Here is a 16,897-nt window from a genome sequence, read left to right as displayed (position 1 = left end):
AGCCGATTCCTAGATTCAGTTCAGCCCGGGTACGAGGGAGATGACCATGTCGATGATCTTGATGCCGATGAACGGGGCGACCAGACCGCCGAGTCCGTAGATCCCGAGGTTGCGCCGGAGCATCGAGTCGGCGCTGCTGGGCCGGTAGCGCACGCCCTTCAGGGCGAGCGGCACCAGCGCGATGATGATCAGCGCGTTGAAGATCACGGCCGACAGGATCGCGGACTGGGGCGAGGACAGCTGCATGATGTTCAGCTTGTCCAGGCCGGGATAGACGACGGCGAACATCGCGGGGATGATCGCGAAGTACTTCGCGACGTCGTTGGCGATCGAGAACGTCGTCAGCGCACCGCGGGTGATGAGCAACTGCTTGCCGATCTCGACGATCTCGATCAGCTTGGTGGGGTTGGAGTCCAGGTCCACCATGTTCCCGGCCTCCTTGGCGGCCGAGGTGCCGGTGTTCATGGCCACGCCGACATCCGCCTGGGCCAGCGCCGGCGCGTCGTTGGTGCCGTCGCCGGTCATCGCGACGAGCTTGCCGCCCGCCTGCTCGCGCTTGATGAGGGCCATCTTGTCCTCGGGCGTGGCCTCGGCGAGGAAGTCGTCGACCCCTGCTTCCTCGGCGATGGCCTTCGCGGTCAGCGGGTTGTCGCCGGTGATCATGACCGTCTTGATGCCCATCCGGCGCAGCTCGTCGAACCGCTCGCGCATGCCCTCCTTGACGACGTCCTTGAGGTGGATGACGCCGAGGACCCGGGCGCCGTGCTCGTCCTCCAGGGCCACCAGCAGCGGTGTGCCGCCCGCCCCGGAGATCGTGTCGGTGAGCTTCTGCGCGTCCTGCGAGACGGTGCCGCCGCGCTCCTTGACCCAGGCGACGACCGAACCGGTGGCGCCCTTGCGGACCTTGCGTCCGTCCACGTCGACGCCGGACATGCGGGTCTGGGCGGTGAACGCCACCCACTCGGCGCCGGACAGTTCGCCCTGGTGTCGTTCGCGCAGCCCGTACTTCTCCTTGGCGAGCACGACGATCGAGCGGCCCTCGGGAGTCTCGTCGGCCAGTGAGGAGAGCTGGGCCGCGTCCGCCAGTTCGGCCTCGGTCGTGCCCTTCACGGGGACGAACTCGGCGGCCTGCCGGTTGCCGAGCGTGATGGTGCCGGTCTTGTCGAGCAGCAGGGTCGACACGTCTCCGGCGGCCTCGACGGCCCGCCCCGACATGGCGAGCACATTGCGCTGGACGAGGCGGTCCATGCCGGCGATGCCGATGGCGGAGAGCAGCGCGCCGATGGTCGTCGGGATCAGGCAGACCAGCAGGGCGGTCAGCACGATCATCGACTGCTTCTGCCCGGCGTAGATCGCGAAGGGCTGGAGGGTGACCACGGCGAGCAGGAAGACGATCGTGAGGGACGCGAGGAGGATGTTCAGCGCGATCTCGTTGGGCGTCTTCTGCCGGGCGGCGCCCTCGACCAGGGCGATCATCCGGTCGATGAAGGTCTCACCGGGCTTGGTGGTGATCTTGACGACGATGCGGTCGGAGAGCACCTTCGTGCCCCCGGTGACGGCACTCCGGTCACCGCCGGACTCCCGGATGACCGGGGCGGACTCGCCCGTGATCGCGGACTCGTCGACGCTCGCGACGCCCTCGACGACATCGCCGTCGCCGGGGATGATGTCACCGGCCTCGCAGACCACCAGATCACCGATGCGCAGCTCGGTGCCGGGCACCAGCTCCTCGCTCCCGCCGGTCAGCCGCCGGGCGACGGTGTCGGTCTTGGCCTTGCGCAGCGTGTCGGCCTGCGCCTTGCCGCGTCCCTCGGCGACCGCCTCCGCCAGGTTGGCGAAGATCGTGGTCAGCCACAGCCAGGCCGTGATCGCCCAGCCGAACCACTCGCCCGGGTCCAGGCACGCCAGCACGGTCGTGAACACCGAACCGATCAGCACCACGAACATCACCGGGGACTTGACCATCACCCTGGGGTCGAGCTTGCGTATCGCGTCGGGGAAGGACCGGATCAGCTGTGCGGGGTCGAACAGGCCCCCGCCGACACGTCCTTCGCTCTGGTGACCCGTGGGCGCGTCCTGGTGCGGTGCCCGGGTGGGGGTGACAGTGGACATCGAGTCCTCTTGCTCCGTACGAGTGGTCATGACGCCAGCCCCTCGGCCAGCGGTCCCAGCGCCAGGGCCGGGAAGTAGGTCAGCCCGGTGATGATCAGGATCGTGCCGACCAGCAGTCCGCTGAAGAGCGGCTTGTGCGTGCCCAGGGTGCCCACGGTCGCCGGTACGGGCTTCTGCTCGGCGAGCGAGCCGGCCAGCGCGAGGACGAACACCATGGGCAGGAACCGGCCGAGCAGCATCGCGAGACCGATCGTGGTGTTGAACCACTGCGTGTCCGCGTTGAGCCCGGCGAACGCCGAACCGTTGTTGTTGGCACCCGAGGTGTAGGCGTAGAGGATCTCGGAGAATCCGTGTGCGCCGGTGTTGGTCATCGAGTGGGGCGGGGTGGGCAGCGCCATCGCCGCGGCGGTGAAGCAGAGCACCAGCGCCGGGGTGATCAGGATGTAGCAGGCCGCGAGCTTGATCTCACGGGTGCCGATCTTCTTGCCGAGGTACTCCGGGGTGCGGCCGACCATCAGTCCGGCGATGAACACCGCGATGATCGCCATGACGAGCATGCCGTAGAGGCCGGACCCCACACCTCCGGGCGCGATCTCGCCGAGCTGCATGCCCAGCATCGTGATGCCCCCGCCGAAGCCCGTGTACGAGGAGTGGAAGGAGTTCACCGCACCGGTGGAGGTGAGCGTCGTGGCCACCGCGAAGATCGACGAGCCGGCGATCCCGAACCGGGTCTCCTTGCCCTCCATCGACCCGCCCGCGATGTCGAACGCGGGCCCGTGGTGGGCGAATTCGGTCCACATCATCAGGGTGGTGAAGCCCAGCCAGATGACGCCCATCGTCGCGAGGATCGCGTAACCCTGCTTGAGCGAGCCGACCATCCGGCCGAACGTCCGCGTCAGCGCGAACGGAATCACCAGGATCAGGAAGATCTCAAGAAGGTTGGACAGCCCGTTGGGGTTCTCGAACGGGTGGGACGAGTTGGCGTTGAAGTAACCGCCACCGTTCGTGCCCAGCTCCTTGATGGCCTCCTGGGAGGCCACGGCGCCACCGTTCCACTGCTGCGAACCGCCCATGAACTGCCCGACCTCATGGATGCCGGCGAAGTTCTGGATCGCGCCGCAGGCCACGAGCAACAGCGCGCCGACCACGGCGATCGGCAGCAGGATCCGTACGGTGCCGCGCACCAGGTCGGACCAGAAGTTGCCCAGCTCACCGGTGCGGGAGCGGGCGAAGCCCCGTACGAGGGCCACCGCCACGGCCATGCCGACGGCCGCCGAGACGAAGTTCTGCACCGCGAGGCCGCCGGTCTGCACGACGTGGCCCATGGCCTGTTCGCCTGAGTACGACTGCCAGTTGGTGTTGGCGACGAACGACGCCGCCGTGTTGAACGCCTGGTCCGGATCGATCGAGGCGAAGCCGAGCGAACCGGGCAGCGCGCCCTGCAGCCGCTGCAGCAGATAGAGGAAGAGGACGCTCACCGCGGAGAAGGCGAGCACCCCACGCAGATACGCGGGCCAGCGCATCTCCGTGTTCGGATCGGCGCCGACGGCTTTGTACATCCACTTCTCGACGCGCAGGTGCTTCGTCGAGGAGTAGACGCCGGCCATGTAGTCACCGAGCGGTCGGTACGCCAGCCCCAGCGCCACGACGAGCGCGAGAACCTGGAGCACACCAGCGAGGACGGGGCTCATATCGGGCTCAGAACCTCTCCGGGTACAGAAGGGCGAGGACGAGGTAGCCCAGCAGGGCGACGGCCACGATCAGGCCGACGATGTTCTCGGCAGTCACAGCTTCGCCACCCCCTTGGCGACGAGAGCCACCAACGCGAACACCGCGATCGTGGTGACGACGAAGGCCACATCGGCCATCGTGTGCTCCTAGATGAGGTACGGATTCTCGGACCTCTTGAGCAAACCCCTCGCCATGGGCGTCCTGGCCTGCGTTGATGGCTTCCTTACGGGGAACGGCGGGCCCTTGACGGCGCACATACGTGCCCTATACGCGCCCCATACGCGCCCCTTTTACGCGCTGTCCGAAACTCGCCTTGCGGTACCGGTCCGGAGCCCTCCTGGAACCCTCTCCGGACGCACAACGGCCGGTGGGCCGTACCCCCTCGACATGGGGATACGGCCCACCGGCCGAAGCTGTGCCGGGCGGCTGCCCGTGCCCGCTCAGCGCACCTCGGTGATCTCGGGTCCACGCTGGAGCTGGCCCATGCCACCGGAGAACTTCGAGCTCTCCTGGCTCTCCTGCTGGACGCCCTCGGGCACCATCTGGGCATCGTTGGGCAGCTTGAGGACGATCGGGTCGCGCGGAGCCATCGGGCCCTCGCCACGGACGACCACGGTGTCCCGGAAGATCGTCTCCAGCAGCCCGGCGGCCTCCGGCTGCACGGCACCCTGGCCGGAGATCACTCCGCGCAGGAACCAGCGCGGCCCGTCGACGCCGACGAAGCGCACCAGCTGTACGCCGTTCGTCCCGTCCGGGAGCTGTACGGGGACCTGGGCACGCAGCTCCCAGCCCAGCGGGCCCTCGACCTCGTCGATGATCCCGCCCTGCTGGGTGATGCCGGAGGCGATCTCCTCGCGGACCTCGCCCCAGATGCCTTCCTTCTTGGGCGCTGCGAAGGCCTGCAGCTGGATGGCGCTGTCGCGCAGCACAACGGTCGCGGCGACGATCGCGTCACCGGCCACCTCGACACGCAGCTCCATGCCCTCGACGCCGGGCACGAAGACACCGCCCAGGTCGACCCGGCCCTCGCCGGGCTGGGAGACCTCGGAGACGTCCCACGGCCCGTCCGGGCGCGGCGCCGGCGGGAGGTTCACCCGACGCGAGCCGCTGTCGGCACCGTCGGTGTCATCGAGCTCGTCGACGACCTGCTCGGCCTCGCGCGCTTCGTCCGCCACGTCCTCGGCGGAACCACTCTTCTTGCGACGTCCGAACACGTCACTGTCCTTCCCGGTCGGGTACGACCGAAGCGTAGCTGTTCCCGCCCTGGGTAATCCCGCCCCTGACGCCATCAACATCACCGGAAGCATGCCCTCCGGTGGATCCGAAGCCTCCCTCGCCGCGGGCCGAGCCGGGCAGCTCGGCCACCTCGTGGAAGCGCACCTTCTCGACCTGTTGGACGACCAGTTGGGCAATCCGGTCGAACCGCTCGAACCGCACGGGCTCACGCGGGTCGAGATTGATGACGATCACCTTGATCTCTCCACGGTACCCGGCATCAACCGTCCCCGGGGCATTCACCAGGGCGACTCCGCAGCGTGCGGCGAGACCGGAGCGCGGGTGCACGAACGCGGCGTATCCGTCGGGCAGCGCGATCGACACCCCGGTGGGCAGCACCGCCCGCTCGCCCGGGGCAAGTTCGACGGCCTCGGTGGTCACCAGATCGGCACCGGCGTCGCCCGGGTGCCCATAGGCCGGAATCGGCACGTCCGGGTCGACCCGGCGGATCAGTACGTCCACGGGCCGGCCCATCAGGGGTTCACCTCGAAGGCACGGGCCCGCCTGGCCTGGTCCGGGTCGGCCATCGCCGCCCGGATCTCGGCCGGACGGCCGTTCTCGATGAAGTGCTCGACCTTGACCTCGATGAAGAGGGCCTCGGCCCGGACCGCCACGGGCCCGTCCGGGCCACCGATCCGGCCGGTGGCCCGGGAGTAGATCTTCCGGCCGTGCACCGCGGTGATCTCGGCGTCGAGGTGCAGCACGGTGTCCACCGGCACCGGACGCACGAAGTCGGTCTCCAGCCGTCCGGTCACGGCGATCACCCGCAGGAGCCAGTTCAGCGAGCCGAGCGTCTCGTCCAGCGCGGTGGTCAGAATGCCGCCGTGCGCCAGACCCGGGGCGCCCTGGTGGGCGGCCTTCACCGTGAACTCGGCGGTGACGCCGACGCCGTCACCGGCCCGCGCCTGGAGGTGCAGCCCGTGCTGCTGTCCTCCGCCGCAGCCGAAACAGTGTTCGTAGTGCGCGCCGAGGAGTTCGCCGGGGGCCGGGGCTTCGGGGTGCCGGACCGGTTTCACCGCGTCGGCCGGGGGCTTCAGAGCCTCAGATGTTCCACTCACAGGCGCAGACCTTACCCGCGCGGCTACCCGCGGGTCGCGCCGTGCCAAGCTTGGGTTCATGCAGCCTTCCACCCCGCCTTTCGACGAACGACTGACCGCACCCCGTTCGTGGTGGCTCATCGCCCTCCTGGTCGGCATCGCCTGCGCACTGATGCTGCTGCCGCTCGGCACCCTGCCCCTGCTGGCCGGCCTGGCGGGCGGCACGGCCCTGTCCGCGGTCGCGGTGAGCTCCTACGGCTCGGCCAGGATCCGGGTCGTGGCGGGCGCCCTGGTCGCCGGCGACGCGCGGATTCCGGTGACGGCACTCGGCGAGGCCGAGGTGCTGGACGAGGAAGAGGCGCGCGCGTGGCGCTCCTACAAGGCGGACACCCGCGCGTTCATGCTGCTGCGCAGCTACATCCCGACGGCCGTCCGGGTGGAGGTCACCGACCCGCAGGACCCGACTCCGTACGTCTATCTGTCGACGCGCGAGCCGCAGGCCCTGGTGGCGGCGCTCGCCGCCGTACGCGTCTAGGTTTCCTCCGCGCCGGCCTGATCCGAACGAAAGCCCCCTGGGCCCGGCAGGCCCTTGCGGGGGCCCACCTGCCGCTCCAGTGGGGGCAGCTCGGGGAGCCTGTCCCAGGGGATCTGGCGCTTGCGCAGGTCCTTCCTGACCCGTTCGGCGAGCTTTCTGGTGTCGCGCCGGTTCATCATCGCGCCGACGGCGGCGCCGACCATGAACGGGATCAGATTCGGCAGATCGCGCGCCATGCGCTTCATGATCTGCTGGCGCAGCTCGCGCTTCATCTGGCCGCCCAGCGCGGCGTTGACCGTCGTGGGGTGGGCGACGTCGATTCCGCGCTCCTCCGTCCAGGACGTGAGGTAGGCGGTGGAACGCTGACCGAGCCCGCCCGGCGGGCGGAGCCCGTAGACCTCGTGCAGCTCGGCGACGAGTTTCATCTCGATCGCGGCCACACCGGTGATCTCCGCCGCCAGCTCGGCGAGCATGGCGGGCGGTACGGGCATCATCGCCGCCGCGCCGATACCGGCGCCGACGGTGGCGGTGCCCTTGCTCGCACCTGCGATGAGCTTGTCGGCGAGCTCCTCCGGGCCGAGGCCGGGGAACTGCTTGCGCAGGGTGGCGAGATCGCGCACAGGGACGCGGGGAGCGTTCTCGATGATCAGGTCGGCGATATGACCGATCGCTGCCTTGGCGCTCACCCCGCCCTTGCGTACGCCCCGTTTCACTGAACTCAGACGGCCTGCCCCGGTCACGGGCTCCGTCCTGTCGACCTGTCCGGCCCCATCGGCCGTGTCGACTCCTTCAACTGCCGCGACCACTGCTTCGAGCGAGGCCGGCCGGCCTCGCTCGTCGTCCCGCTCACCCGGGGAGGGCGGCAGGGCGGACCGCTCGGCAGGCGCTGCTACGCCTTCTGCCGGGCCTGTGCCGCCCTGATACGCCTCCGACGACCTCTTGCGCCGCAAGCGTCGCTTCCGGAACGGTGTGTCGCCTGCCACGGTCGGCGCGACCTAGTCGCAGTCGCGGCAGATCGGCTGGCCGTTCTTCTCGCGTGCCAGCTGGCTCCTGTGGTGCACGAGGAAGCAGCTCATGCACGTGAACTCGTCGGCCTGCTTGGGCAGGACCCTGACGGCCAGCTCCTCGTTGGACAGGTCTGCGCCGGGCAGCTCCAGTCCTTCGGCCGCGTCGAATTCGTCGACGTCGACGGCGGACGCCGTCTTGTCGCTCCGGCGAGCCTTGAGTTCTTCGAGGCTGTCCTGGTCGACGTCGTCATCGGTCTTGCGTGGGGTGTCGTAATCCGTTGCCATGTCGCTCTCCCCCTCTGGGTGTCTGCGGTGTCTCAGCGCACGTAACGCGTGAGAGGCCGGACTTGTGCCCGACCCGAGGCGGAGATTTTGCCTCACATCAAGGTCTGTTACTCAATCGACACCCAATAGGACCGCTGGGGAGCGGCCGGCTTGGGTGGCGATGGGGACCGTACACGGTCCCGGTGTCGCGCTTCACGGGCGCCACCCCGTGTACTTCCCGTGATATCGGGCCCCGAAAACCCCGACTTTTGCGGGTTTTCCGGTGGCGCCACTGATCACGGAGCGTTGACGGTCGGAAATTCGCTTCTGTGATCGATCACACACGGACGATCCGGGCGCACGTCCCGAAAATTCCGCTCAAAGCGAACAAACTAATTCGTGTACGGATCGCTCCGTCCGGCCTCTCAGACCGGAAGTGAGACGCGCATCACGAGACCACCGCCTTCACGGGGCTCCGCGATGATACGGCCGCCGTGGGCGCGCGCCACGGACCGCGCGATCGACAGGCCGAGCCCGACCCCCTTGTCGCTGCCCGTTCGCTCCGTACGCAGCCGTCTGAAGGGCTCGAAGAGGTTGTCGATCTCGTACGCGGGCACCACGGGCCCGGTGTTCGAGACCACCAGCAGGGCCTGGCCGCCCTGCAGCTCGGTGGTGACCTCCACCCAGCCCTCCTCGGGAACGTTGTAGCGCACGGCGTTCTGTACGAGGTTCAGGGCAATCCGCTCCAGCAGGACGCCGTTGCCCTGGACGACCGCCGGAGCCCGCTCGCCGCGGATCGCCACACCACGCTCCTCGGCCTCGCCGCGTGTCTGGTCGATCGCGCGCGAGGCGACCTCCGCGAGGTCGACCGGTTTGCGCTCGACGATCTGGTTGTCGCTGCGGGCCAGCAGCAGCAGGCCCTCGACCAGCTGCTCACTGCGCTCGTTGGTGGCCAGCAGGGTCTTGCCGAGCTGCTTCAGCTCCGGCGGGGCCTGGGGATCGGAGAGATGGACCTCCAGCAGTGTGCGGTTGATCGCGAGCGGCGTGCGCAGCTCGTGCGACGCGTTGCCGACGAACCGCTGCTGGGCGGTGAAGGCCCGCTCCAGGCGGTCGAGCATCTCGTCGAAGGTGTCGGCGAGCTCCTTCAGCTCGTCGTCCGGGCCGTCCAGCTCGATCCGGCGGGACAGGTCGGTTCCGGCCACCCGGCGGGCGGTGCGGGTGATCCGGCCCAGCGGCGAGAGCACGCGCCCGGCCATCGCGTAGCCGAAGGCGAAGGCGATGACGCTCAGGCCCACCAGGGCCAGCAGCGACCGGTTGAGGAGCGTGTCGAGCGCCTGCTGTCGCTGGTGATTGACGCAGGAGTTCATCGCCGCGTTGAAGGACTCCGGCGACGCCTTCTCGGGCAGGTTGCAGACATTACTGGTGACCTGCCCGTTGACGATCTTGAACGGAAGCTCGCTGCCCACGTGCAGGGCCTGCGCGGCCAGCATGTAGATGATCGACAGCAGCAGGATGCCGGCGATCAGGAACATGCCGCCGTAGAGCAGCGTGAGCCGTATCCGGATGGTCGGGCGCAGCCAGTAGGGGGGCTCCTGCTGTTTGGGCTCCCAGGTGGGCTTCGGGGGCGCCGTCGGCGGCGCGGGGGCGGTGGGCATCGGCCGTCAGATCCGGTAGCCGGAACCGGGCACGGTGACGATCACCGGCGGCTCGCCGAGTTTCCGGCGCAGCGTCATCACGGTCACCCGGACGACGTTGGTGAACGGGTCGGTGTTCTCGTCCCAGGCCTTCTCCAGCAGCTGCTCGGCCGAGACGACCGCGCCCTCGCTGCGCATCAGGACCTCCAGCACGGCGAACTCCTTCGGCGCGAGCTGGACCTCCGTCTCGCCCCGGAAGACCTCGCGCCGGTTGGGGTCGAGCTTGATGCCGGCCCGCTCCAGGACGGGCGGCAGGGCCACCGTCGTACGCCGGCCGAGCGCCCGCACCCGCGCGGTGAGCTCGCTGAACGCGAACGGCTTGGGCAGATAGTCGTCGGCACCCAGCTCCAGGCCCTCGACCCGGTCGCTGACGTCACCGGACGCGGTGAGCATGAGCACCCGGGTGGGCATGCCCAGCTCGACGATCCGGCGGCAGACGTCGTCGCCGTGCACCAGGGGGAGATCCCGGTCCAGCACCACGACGTCGTAGTCGTTGACCTCGATGCGCTCCAGGGCCGCCGCACCGTCGTACACGACATCGACGGCCATGGCCTCCCGGCGCAATCCGGTGGCCACCGCATCGGCGAGCAGTTGCTCGTCCTCCACGACGAGTACGCGCACGGCGCTGTCCTTCCTTAGAAACTTCAGAACGTCTCGAAGTGCCCACGGTCCGTGATCCGGACACCCGTCGGCACTGGTCTGTGCGGCTCCATCCTGCCCGCAACGCGCATAAACCGGCGGTAAGACGACGCTGCCCGACCTGGGGCTCAGCGGAATCCACCGGATTTACCGGCCAGTTGAGGTTTCTCCGGTCCCCGGCCCGGGGAGGACGAATTCACACCCGAGATCGCGCCTTGAATGTGGCGTGCCACAGGCCACTCCGTCCCCGGAGAGCGCGTGATCACCCGCCCTACCGCCTCCGTGCGGAGGGAAACCCCGGGCACACCCCCGTGCCACCGACCCACGATGAGGGGGCGCATTATGGACGCTTTCACCGCAGGTCTGCTGCAGCGGATCAAGACCACCGAGTACGACCTCACGAGAGCTCGGGAGACGGGCGACGACTTCCTCGCGGATGTCGAGCAGAGCGAGCTGGAGGACCTTCACCGCCTCGCCGCCGAGCACGGCGTCGAGATCGGCGCCACCAGCGTCTGAGCACCTCGGCGAGAAGGGCCCCTGATGCCATGACCGGTGTCAGGGGCCCTTCTCGTGGCCCTAGTCGTGCCAGGCGCCGAACTCCTCCAGGAGAGCCTGGAGCGGCTCGAAGACGCCCGGCGTCGCGGCGACGGTCAGGTCCCCGTCGGCGGGGAGCCCGGGACGCCCGCCGGTGTGCGCGCCCGCCTCGCGGGCGATGAGGTCGCCGGCCGCGAGGTCCCAGGGGTGGAGCCCTCGCTCGTAATAGCCGTCGAGGCGGCCCGAGGCCACATCGCAGAGGTCCACGGCGGCGGAGCCGCTGCGCCGGATGTCGCGAAGGCGCGGGATCAGCTTCTGAGCCACGTCCGCCTGGTGCGTACGGACGTCGCTGACGTAGTTGAAACCGGTCGAGACGAGCGCCTGGTCGAGCGGCGGCGCGGGCCGGCAACGCAGCGCGGCACCCTCGCCGTAAGCGCCGCCCCTGGCGTACGCACCACCGCCGAGCACCGCCCGGTAGGTCTCGCGGCGCATCGGGGCCTCCACCACGCCCACGACCCGCACGCCGTCCCGTTCGGCGGCGATGGAGACGGCCCAGGTGGGCAGTCCGTACAGGTAGTTCACGGTGCCGTCGAGCGGGTCGATGACCCAGCGGATACCGCTGCTGCCCTCGGCACTGGCCCCTTCCTCGCCGAGGAAGCCGTCCTGCGGGCGGCGTTCGCTCAGGAAGCCGGTGATCAGCTTCTCTGCGGCGATGTCCATCTCGGTGACGACATCGATCGGGCTGGACTTGGTCGCGGCCACGCCCAGATCGGCCGGGCGGCCGTCACGGAGCAGCGCGCCCGCGCGGCCGGCGGCCTCCAGGGCGAGGTCGAGCAGTTCGGACAGGTTCGGGTCGGTCACGGCTCTCCAGGGGTCTGCGGGGGTACGGCGGGACTCCTACGCGTACGGGCTGTCGGCACCCGCGGCGGCGGGCTTGGGGGCCCGTGCCGGGCAGCAGCCGACCGGGCAGCGGTCGTGGCCCGGTCCGAGCGCGCCCAGCGCGCACCGGTCCCCGCCCCGTCCCCGCTCGGTGGCGGCACGCTCCAGCACCAGTTCACGCACGGCCGCGGCGAACCGCGGGTCGGCGCCCACGGTCGCCGACCGGCGCACCGGCAGCCCCAGCTCGGCTGCCTTCGCGGTGGCCTCTGTGTCGAGGTCGTACAGGACTTCCATGTGGTCCGAGACGAATCCGATGGGGGCCATCACCACGGCGGGCACGCCGTCCGCGTGCAGCGCCTCCAGGTGGTCGCAGATGTCGGGCTCCAGCCAGGGGATGTGCGGGGCGCCGCTGCGCGACTGATAGACGAGCTGCCAGGGGTACTCGACGCCGGTCTCCTCGCGCACCGCGTCGACGATCAGCCGTGCGACGTCGAGGTGCTCGGCGACGTAGGCGCCGCCGTCTCCGTGCGCCTCCGCGGGACCGGAGGTGTCGGCGGCCGAGGTGGGGATGGAGTGCGTGGTGAACGCGAGGTGCGCCCCGGCCCGTACGTCCTCGGGGAGGTCGGCCAGGGCGGCGAGGACGCCGTCCACCATGGGCGTCACGAACCCGGGATGGTTGAAGTAGTGCCGGAGCTTGTCCACCCGGGGCACCGGCAGCCCCTCCGCCTCCAGGGCGGCCAGGGACTCGGCGAGATTCTCCCGGTACTGCCGGCAGCCCGAGTAGGAGGCGTAGGCGCTGGTGGCGAGGACGGCGATGCGGCGGTGCCCGTCGGCGGTCATCCCGCGCAGGGTGTCGGTGAGGTACGGCGCCCAGTTGCGGTTGCCCCAGTACACCGGCAGGTCCAGTCCGTGCTCGGCGAAGTCCTTGCGCAGGGCGTCCAGCAGGGCTCGGTTCTGGGCGTTGATCGGGCTGACGCCGCCGAACAGGAAGTAGTGCTTGCCGACCTCCTTCAGCCGCTCCTCGGGGATGCCTCGGCCACGGGTCACGTTCGCCAGGAACGGGACCACGTCGTCCGGGCCTTCGGGGCCGCCGAAGGAGAGCAGCAGCAGGGCGTCGTAGGGAGCGGGATCGCGCAGATCGGACATGACACCGATCCTGCCACCCGCCTCGGACAGCCCTCCCACCGACATCTGCCCCCGGGCCCACCCCGCTGACGGACCGATCGCCCCGACCGTAAGCTGTATCGGTTACCTTCACGTATGACAGGCGTGTGCGATCACGCTGTTCCGGAGCCCTCCTTGCCCAGTCCCTACCGCGCGATATTCGCCGCCCCCGGCACCAAGGGGTTCTCGGCGGCCGGATTCCTCGGCCGGATGCCGCTGTCCATGATGGGCATCGGCGTGGTGACCATGATTTCCCAGCTCACCGGCCGTTACGGACTCGCCGGCGCGCTCTCCGCGACGCTGGCGATGTCGGCGGCGGTGCTCGGGCCGCTGATCTCCAGGCTCGTCGACCGGCACGGGCAGCGCCGCGTCCTGCGTCCCGCCACCCTCGTCGCGCTGGCGGCGGTGGCCGGACTCCTGATCTGCGCGCAGCAGCGGCTGTCCGACTGGACGCTCTTCGTCTTCGCGGCGGGCGCCGGATGCGTCCCCAGCGTGGGTTCGATGATCCGGGCCCGCTGGGCGGAGATCTACCGCGGTTCGCCGCGCGAGCTGCACACCGCGTACTCGTGGGAGTCGATCGTCGACGAGGTGTGCTTCATCTTCGGGCCGATCATCTCGATCGGTCTGTCCACCGCCTGGTTCCCGGAGGCGGGGCCGCTCCTGGCCGCCGGGTTCCTGCTGGTCGGTGTCCTCTGGCTGACCGCGCAGCGGGCCACCGAGCCGGTTCCGCATCCGCGTCGGCAGCACACCGGCGGCTCCGCGCTGCGCTCCCGGGGTCTCCAGGTGCTCGTGGTGACGTTCGTGGCCACCGGTGCGATCTTCGGGTCCGTCGACGTGGTGACGGTGGCCTTCGCCGAGGAGCGCGGCCACAAGGCGGCGGCGAGCCTGGTGCTGGCCGTGTACGCGCTGGGGTCCTGCCTGGCCGGCGCGGTCTTCGGCCTGCTCCACCTCAGGGGGAAGGCGTCCACCCGGTGGCTGGTGGGCGTGTGCGCGATGGCCGTGAGTATGATCCCCCTCCAACTGGCCGGGAACCTGCCGTTCCTGGCCGTGGCGCTCTTTGTCGCGGGTCTCGCCATCGCACCGACGATGGTCACCACCATGGCCCTCGTCGAACAGCACGTACCGCGCACCGAACTGACCGAGGGCATGACCTGGACCAGCACCGGGCTCGCCGTCGGGGTGGCGCTCGGCTCCTCGGCCGCCGGCTGGGTGGTCGACGCGTCGGGGGCCGAGGCGGGGTACGCGGTACCCGTCGTGGCGGGAGCGCTCGCGGCCGCGGTGGCGTTCCTGGGGTATCGCCGGCTCAGCGGGCCGGTTCCTGAGAAAGGGCGCGCGGAAGATGACCGACACCGACGCACGGACGACGACGAACGCGTGGCGTAACTGGGCGGGGAATGTCAGCGCCCGCCCGGTACGGGCCGTGTCCCCCGCCTCCGTGCCGGAGCTCGCCGAGGTGCTGCGCCGGGCGTCCGAGGACGGCCTGCGGGTGAAGCCGGTCGGCACCGGGCACTCCTTCACCGCGACGGCGGCCACCGACGGCGTGCTGATCCGCCCGGACCTGCTCACCGGCATCCGGAACATCGACCGCGAGGCGATGACGGTGACCGTCGAGGCCGGCACCCCGCTGAAGCGGCTGAACACCGCCCTGGCCCGCGAGGGCCTCTCGCTCACCAACATGGGCGACATCATGGAGCAGACGGTCGCGGGCGCCACCTCGACCGGCACCCATGGCACCGGCCGTGACTCGGCGTCCATATCCGCGCAGATCCGCGCCCTTGAGCTGGTCACCGCCGACGGCGCGGTGCTGACGTGCTCGGAGAAGGAGAACGCCGACATCTTCGCCGTCGCCCGGATCGGGCTCGGCGCGCTGGGTGTCATCACGGCGATCACCTTCGCCGTGGAGCCGGTCTTCCTGCTGACGGCACGCGAGGAGCCGATGACCTTCGACCGGGTCACGGGCGACTTCGACGAGCTGGTCGCCGAGAACGAACACTTCGAGTTCTACTGGTTCCCGCACACCGGCAACTGCAACACCAAGCGCAACAACCGCAGCGCGGGCCCCGCCGCCCCGCCCGGAAAGGTCAGCGGCTGGATCGAGGACGAGCTCCTCTCCAACGGGATCTTCCAGGTGGCCTGTTCGCTCGGCCGGGCGGTCCCCGCCACCATTCCGTCGATCGCCAAGCTCTCCAGCCGCGCCCTGTCGGCCCGTACGTACACCGACATCCCGTACAAGGTCTTCACCAGCCCGCGCCGGGTCCGCTTCGTGGAGATGGAGTACGCGCTGCCGCGCGAGGCCGCCGTGGAGGCGCTGCGCGAGGTGAAGGCGATGGTCGAGCGTTCGCCGCTGCGGGTCAGCTTCCCGGTGGAGGTCCGTACCGCCCCCGCGGACGACATCGCGCTCTCCACGGCCTCGGGCCGCGAGAGCGCGTACATCGCCGTCCATCTCTACAAGGGCACGCCCTACCAGGCGTACTTCACGGCGGTCGAGCGCATCATGACCGCCCACGGCGGGCGCCCGCACTGGGGCAAGGTCAACACTCGCGATGCCGAGTACCTCGCTGGGGTGTACCCGCGCTTCGGCGAGTTCACCGCCGTACGCGACCGGCTGGACCCGGACCGGCTCTTCGGCAACGACTACCTGCGCCGGGTCCTGGGCGAGTAGGGCTTCCCTGCCCGCCACGGCCCCGCGCGCCCCGGGCGTACGTGCCCCGGGCGCCGGGGCCGTTCACTGCCCGGTGTCCGTGCCGACGGTGGCGCCGTCGCCCTGTGCCGGGGCCGCGCCCCCGCCCGCGGGGTCCGTGCCGGTGGTGGCGCCGTCGCCGGGCGCCGACGGGGAGGGAGTGGCCGCCGGGGACGGGCTCGTACGGTCACCGGTGTTGCCGGACGGCGTGGGACCGGGCGTCGGATCGGCCGAGGAGCCGTCGCCCTGACCGGCGTCCGGATTCTGGCTCCGGCCGCCCTGCGGGTCCGTACCGGGCGTCGTGCCGCCCTCCTGGCCCGGCGTCCGCTCCTGGCCGGGGTCGGTGCCCGTCGACGGCGCCGGATCGTCCGACCCGGAACTCCGCTCCCCGCCGCGCACGACGGAGCCGACGGTCGTGCCCTGGCCACCGCTCAGGTCGTTGCCGGAGATCAGCTCGTACGTGGTGATTCCGGCCATCGTGAGGACGAAGACCACGGCCGCCCCGAGCGCCGACCGCTTCCAGCCGCGGATGCGGGTGCCGTGCGTGGTGGCGTCGGAGAATTCCTCGTCCGGGTCCGGGCGCCCCGTGGTGAGCAACTGGGTCGCGTCCAGGGGCCGCAGCATCCGCGTACGGTCCGGATCGTCCGCCGCGTCACCCGGCGCGGTCGCGGCGTCCGCCCTGCGCAGCACGGTCGTGGCGTCCACGGCGGGCATCATCGTGGTGGCGTCCGTGGCTCCGTCGGGAGTTCCGGCGGGGGTTCCGGCCGACGGCCGGCGCGTCCCCTTCGCCGCACGCGCACCGCTCGTCTCACGCGTATGCACGGTCACCTCACGGTCCGGGTGCTTCACCTGGACCGTGACCTCGCGGATCTGCTCCCCCGTACGCCGGAAGAAGTGCTGGAAGACCGAACCGCCGCAGGTGGCGACGACGCTCATCACTCCGGCGCCGAGGATCGTTCCGTACACACCCAGCTGGGAGGCCGCCACCGCTGCCGCGACCGCCGCCACGGCACTGCCCGCCACCTGCGGCAGGCTCAGATCGATACGCCTTTCCTTGGGTTCTATGTCACTTTCCGGCTTCTGCACCATTTCCAGCCCTTGATTGACATCTCTCCCACCATGCAACAGGAAGGGACATTTGAGCGAAGTGATTAGTTCCGCTTCCGGAGATTCTGTGAAGCAGGACACGCGCGAGGGGCGCACCGCCCCGGGCCGGGCGACTCAACTCCCGCACCTCACGAGAACTTCGGCGGCGCGGCGGTCCACCCTCGTGGCCCGAATGGAGTACTGTGGCGAGCCCTGGGGCCGGACTCCCGTGCGGGTGTCCGGGATCTTCGGGAGGGGGC

17 protein-coding genes are annotated in these 16,897 nt (G+C 70.1%); 4 read left to right on the top strand and 13 right to left on the bottom strand.

Annotation, left to right across the window (positions count from 1 at the left end):
- Positions 1 to 15: 15 nt before the first annotated feature.
- From kdpB to OG611_RS31290, 6 genes are all read right to left on the bottom strand, one after another.
- Positions 16 to 2,142, bottom strand: coding sequence for a potassium-transporting ATPase subunit KdpB (gene kdpB, locus OG611_RS31315; RefSeq protein ID WP_266427842.1), 2,127 nt, complete (start codon positions 2,140 to 2,142; stop codon positions 16 to 18).
- A complete protein-coding gene (gene kdpA / locus OG611_RS31310) occupies positions 2,139 to 3,803 on the bottom strand; it encodes a potassium-transporting ATPase subunit KdpA (protein WP_266427838.1) in 1,665 nt (554 codons plus the stop codon). Before kdpA ends, kdpB begins: the two co-directional genes overlap by 4 nt.
- A gap of 7 nt (positions 3,804 to 3,810) precedes the next feature.
- Complete coding sequence (kdpF, locus tag OG611_RS31305) at positions 3,811 to 3,900, bottom strand: K(+)-transporting ATPase subunit F (protein ID WP_037701211.1); 90 nt, start codon at positions 3,898 to 3,900, stop codon at positions 3,811 to 3,813.
- A gap of 383 nt (positions 3,901 to 4,283) precedes the next feature.
- The gene (locus OG611_RS31300) at positions 4,284 to 5,057 is read right to left on the bottom strand and encodes a DUF3710 domain-containing protein (protein WP_266427830.1); all 774 of its coding nucleotides are present in this window, start codon (positions 5,055 to 5,057) and stop codon (positions 4,284 to 4,286) included.
- A gap of 1 nt (position 5,058) precedes the next feature.
- On the bottom strand, positions 5,059 to 5,592 hold the full coding sequence (gene dut / locus OG611_RS31295; protein WP_266427826.1) for a dUTP diphosphatase: 534 nt from the start codon (positions 5,590 to 5,592) through the stop codon (positions 5,059 to 5,061).
- Complete coding sequence (locus tag OG611_RS31290) at positions 5,592 to 6,176, bottom strand: PaaI family thioesterase (RefSeq protein WP_266427823.1); 585 nt, start codon at positions 6,174 to 6,176, stop codon at positions 5,592 to 5,594. The genes dut and OG611_RS31290 overlap by 1 nt, the downstream gene beginning before the upstream one ends.
- Before the next feature lie 58 nt (positions 6,177 to 6,234).
- On the opposite strand from OG611_RS31290, the gene OG611_RS31285 reads away from it, so the two are divergent.
- Positions 6,235 to 6,690 carry a DUF3093 domain-containing protein gene (locus tag OG611_RS31285; RefSeq protein ID WP_266427820.1) on the top strand — a complete coding sequence of 152 codons (456 nt, stop codon included), beginning with the start codon at positions 6,235 to 6,237 and terminating at the stop codon, positions 6,688 to 6,690.
- On the opposite strand, the gene OG611_RS31280 is transcribed toward OG611_RS31285, so the two are convergent.
- From OG611_RS31280 to OG611_RS31265, 4 genes are all read right to left on the bottom strand, one after another.
- The gene (locus OG611_RS31280; protein ID WP_266427817.1) at positions 6,687 to 7,673 is read right to left on the bottom strand and encodes a hypothetical protein; all 987 of its coding nucleotides are present in this window, start codon (positions 7,671 to 7,673) and stop codon (positions 6,687 to 6,689) included. The genes OG611_RS31285 and OG611_RS31280 overlap by 4 nt on opposite strands.
- 12 nt (positions 7,674 to 7,685) lie before the next feature.
- Positions 7,686 to 7,982: a DUF4193 domain-containing protein gene (locus OG611_RS31275; protein ID WP_003965732.1), complete on the bottom strand. Its 297-nt coding sequence runs from the start codon at positions 7,980 to 7,982 to the stop codon at positions 7,686 to 7,688.
- 404 nt (positions 7,983 to 8,386) lie between these two features.
- Complete coding sequence (locus OG611_RS31270; protein WP_266427815.1) at positions 8,387 to 9,616, bottom strand: HAMP domain-containing sensor histidine kinase; 1,230 nt, start codon at positions 9,614 to 9,616, stop codon at positions 8,387 to 8,389.
- A gap of 6 nt (positions 9,617 to 9,622) precedes the next feature.
- Positions 9,623 to 10,276, bottom strand: a complete 654-nt coding sequence (locus tag OG611_RS31265) for a response regulator transcription factor (protein ID WP_072485872.1) — start codon at positions 10,274 to 10,276, stop codon at positions 9,623 to 9,625.
- A 360-nt stretch (positions 10,277 to 10,636) separates the two neighbouring features.
- On the opposite strand from OG611_RS31265, the gene OG611_RS31260 reads away from it, so the two are divergent.
- A complete protein-coding gene (locus OG611_RS31260; RefSeq protein ID WP_266427810.1) occupies positions 10,637 to 10,810 on the top strand; it encodes a hypothetical protein in 174 nt (57 codons plus the stop codon).
- A gap of 60 nt (positions 10,811 to 10,870) precedes the next feature.
- Here OG611_RS31260 and OG611_RS31255 read toward each other — a convergent pair whose 3' ends face one another.
- Positions 10,871 to 11,689, bottom strand: coding sequence for an inositol monophosphatase family protein (locus tag OG611_RS31255; protein ID WP_266427807.1), 819 nt, complete (start codon positions 11,687 to 11,689; stop codon positions 10,871 to 10,873).
- Between the two features lie 36 nt (positions 11,690 to 11,725).
- Positions 11,726 to 12,853 carry a ferrochelatase gene (locus OG611_RS31250; RefSeq protein ID WP_266427805.1) on the bottom strand — a complete coding sequence of 376 codons (1,128 nt, stop codon included), beginning with the start codon at positions 12,851 to 12,853 and terminating at the stop codon, positions 11,726 to 11,728.
- A 153-nt stretch (positions 12,854 to 13,006) separates the two neighbouring features.
- Here OG611_RS31250 and OG611_RS31245 point away from each other — a divergent pair, with 153 nt between their 5' ends.
- Together OG611_RS31245 and OG611_RS31240 are read left to right on the top strand one after the other, a co-directional pair.
- Positions 13,007 to 14,254 (top strand): MFS transporter, encoded by a 1,248-nt coding sequence (locus OG611_RS31245; RefSeq protein WP_266427802.1) that lies wholly within the window; start codon positions 13,007 to 13,009, stop codon positions 14,252 to 14,254.
- Positions 14,211 to 15,533, top strand: a complete 1,323-nt coding sequence (locus OG611_RS31240; protein ID WP_266427800.1) for a D-arabinono-1,4-lactone oxidase — start codon at positions 14,211 to 14,213, stop codon at positions 15,531 to 15,533. The genes OG611_RS31245 and OG611_RS31240 overlap by 44 nt, the downstream gene beginning before the upstream one ends.
- A 63-nt stretch (positions 15,534 to 15,596) precedes the next feature.
- Here OG611_RS31240 and OG611_RS31235 read toward each other — a convergent pair whose 3' ends face one another.
- Entirely contained in the window at positions 15,597 to 16,640 is a 1,044-nt protein-coding gene (locus OG611_RS31235; RefSeq protein WP_266427798.1) for a hypothetical protein, read from the bottom strand.
- Positions 16,641 to 16,897 lie beyond the last annotated feature (257 nt).

The organism is Streptomyces sp. NBC_01363, from assembly GCF_026340595.1.
In the GTDB taxonomy this organism is placed as follows: domain Bacteria; phylum Actinomycetota; class Actinomycetes; order Streptomycetales; family Streptomycetaceae; genus Streptomyces.
The sequence above is the reverse complement of the archived record's forward strand: the minus strand, read 5'-3'. Positions and strand labels throughout refer to the sequence as shown.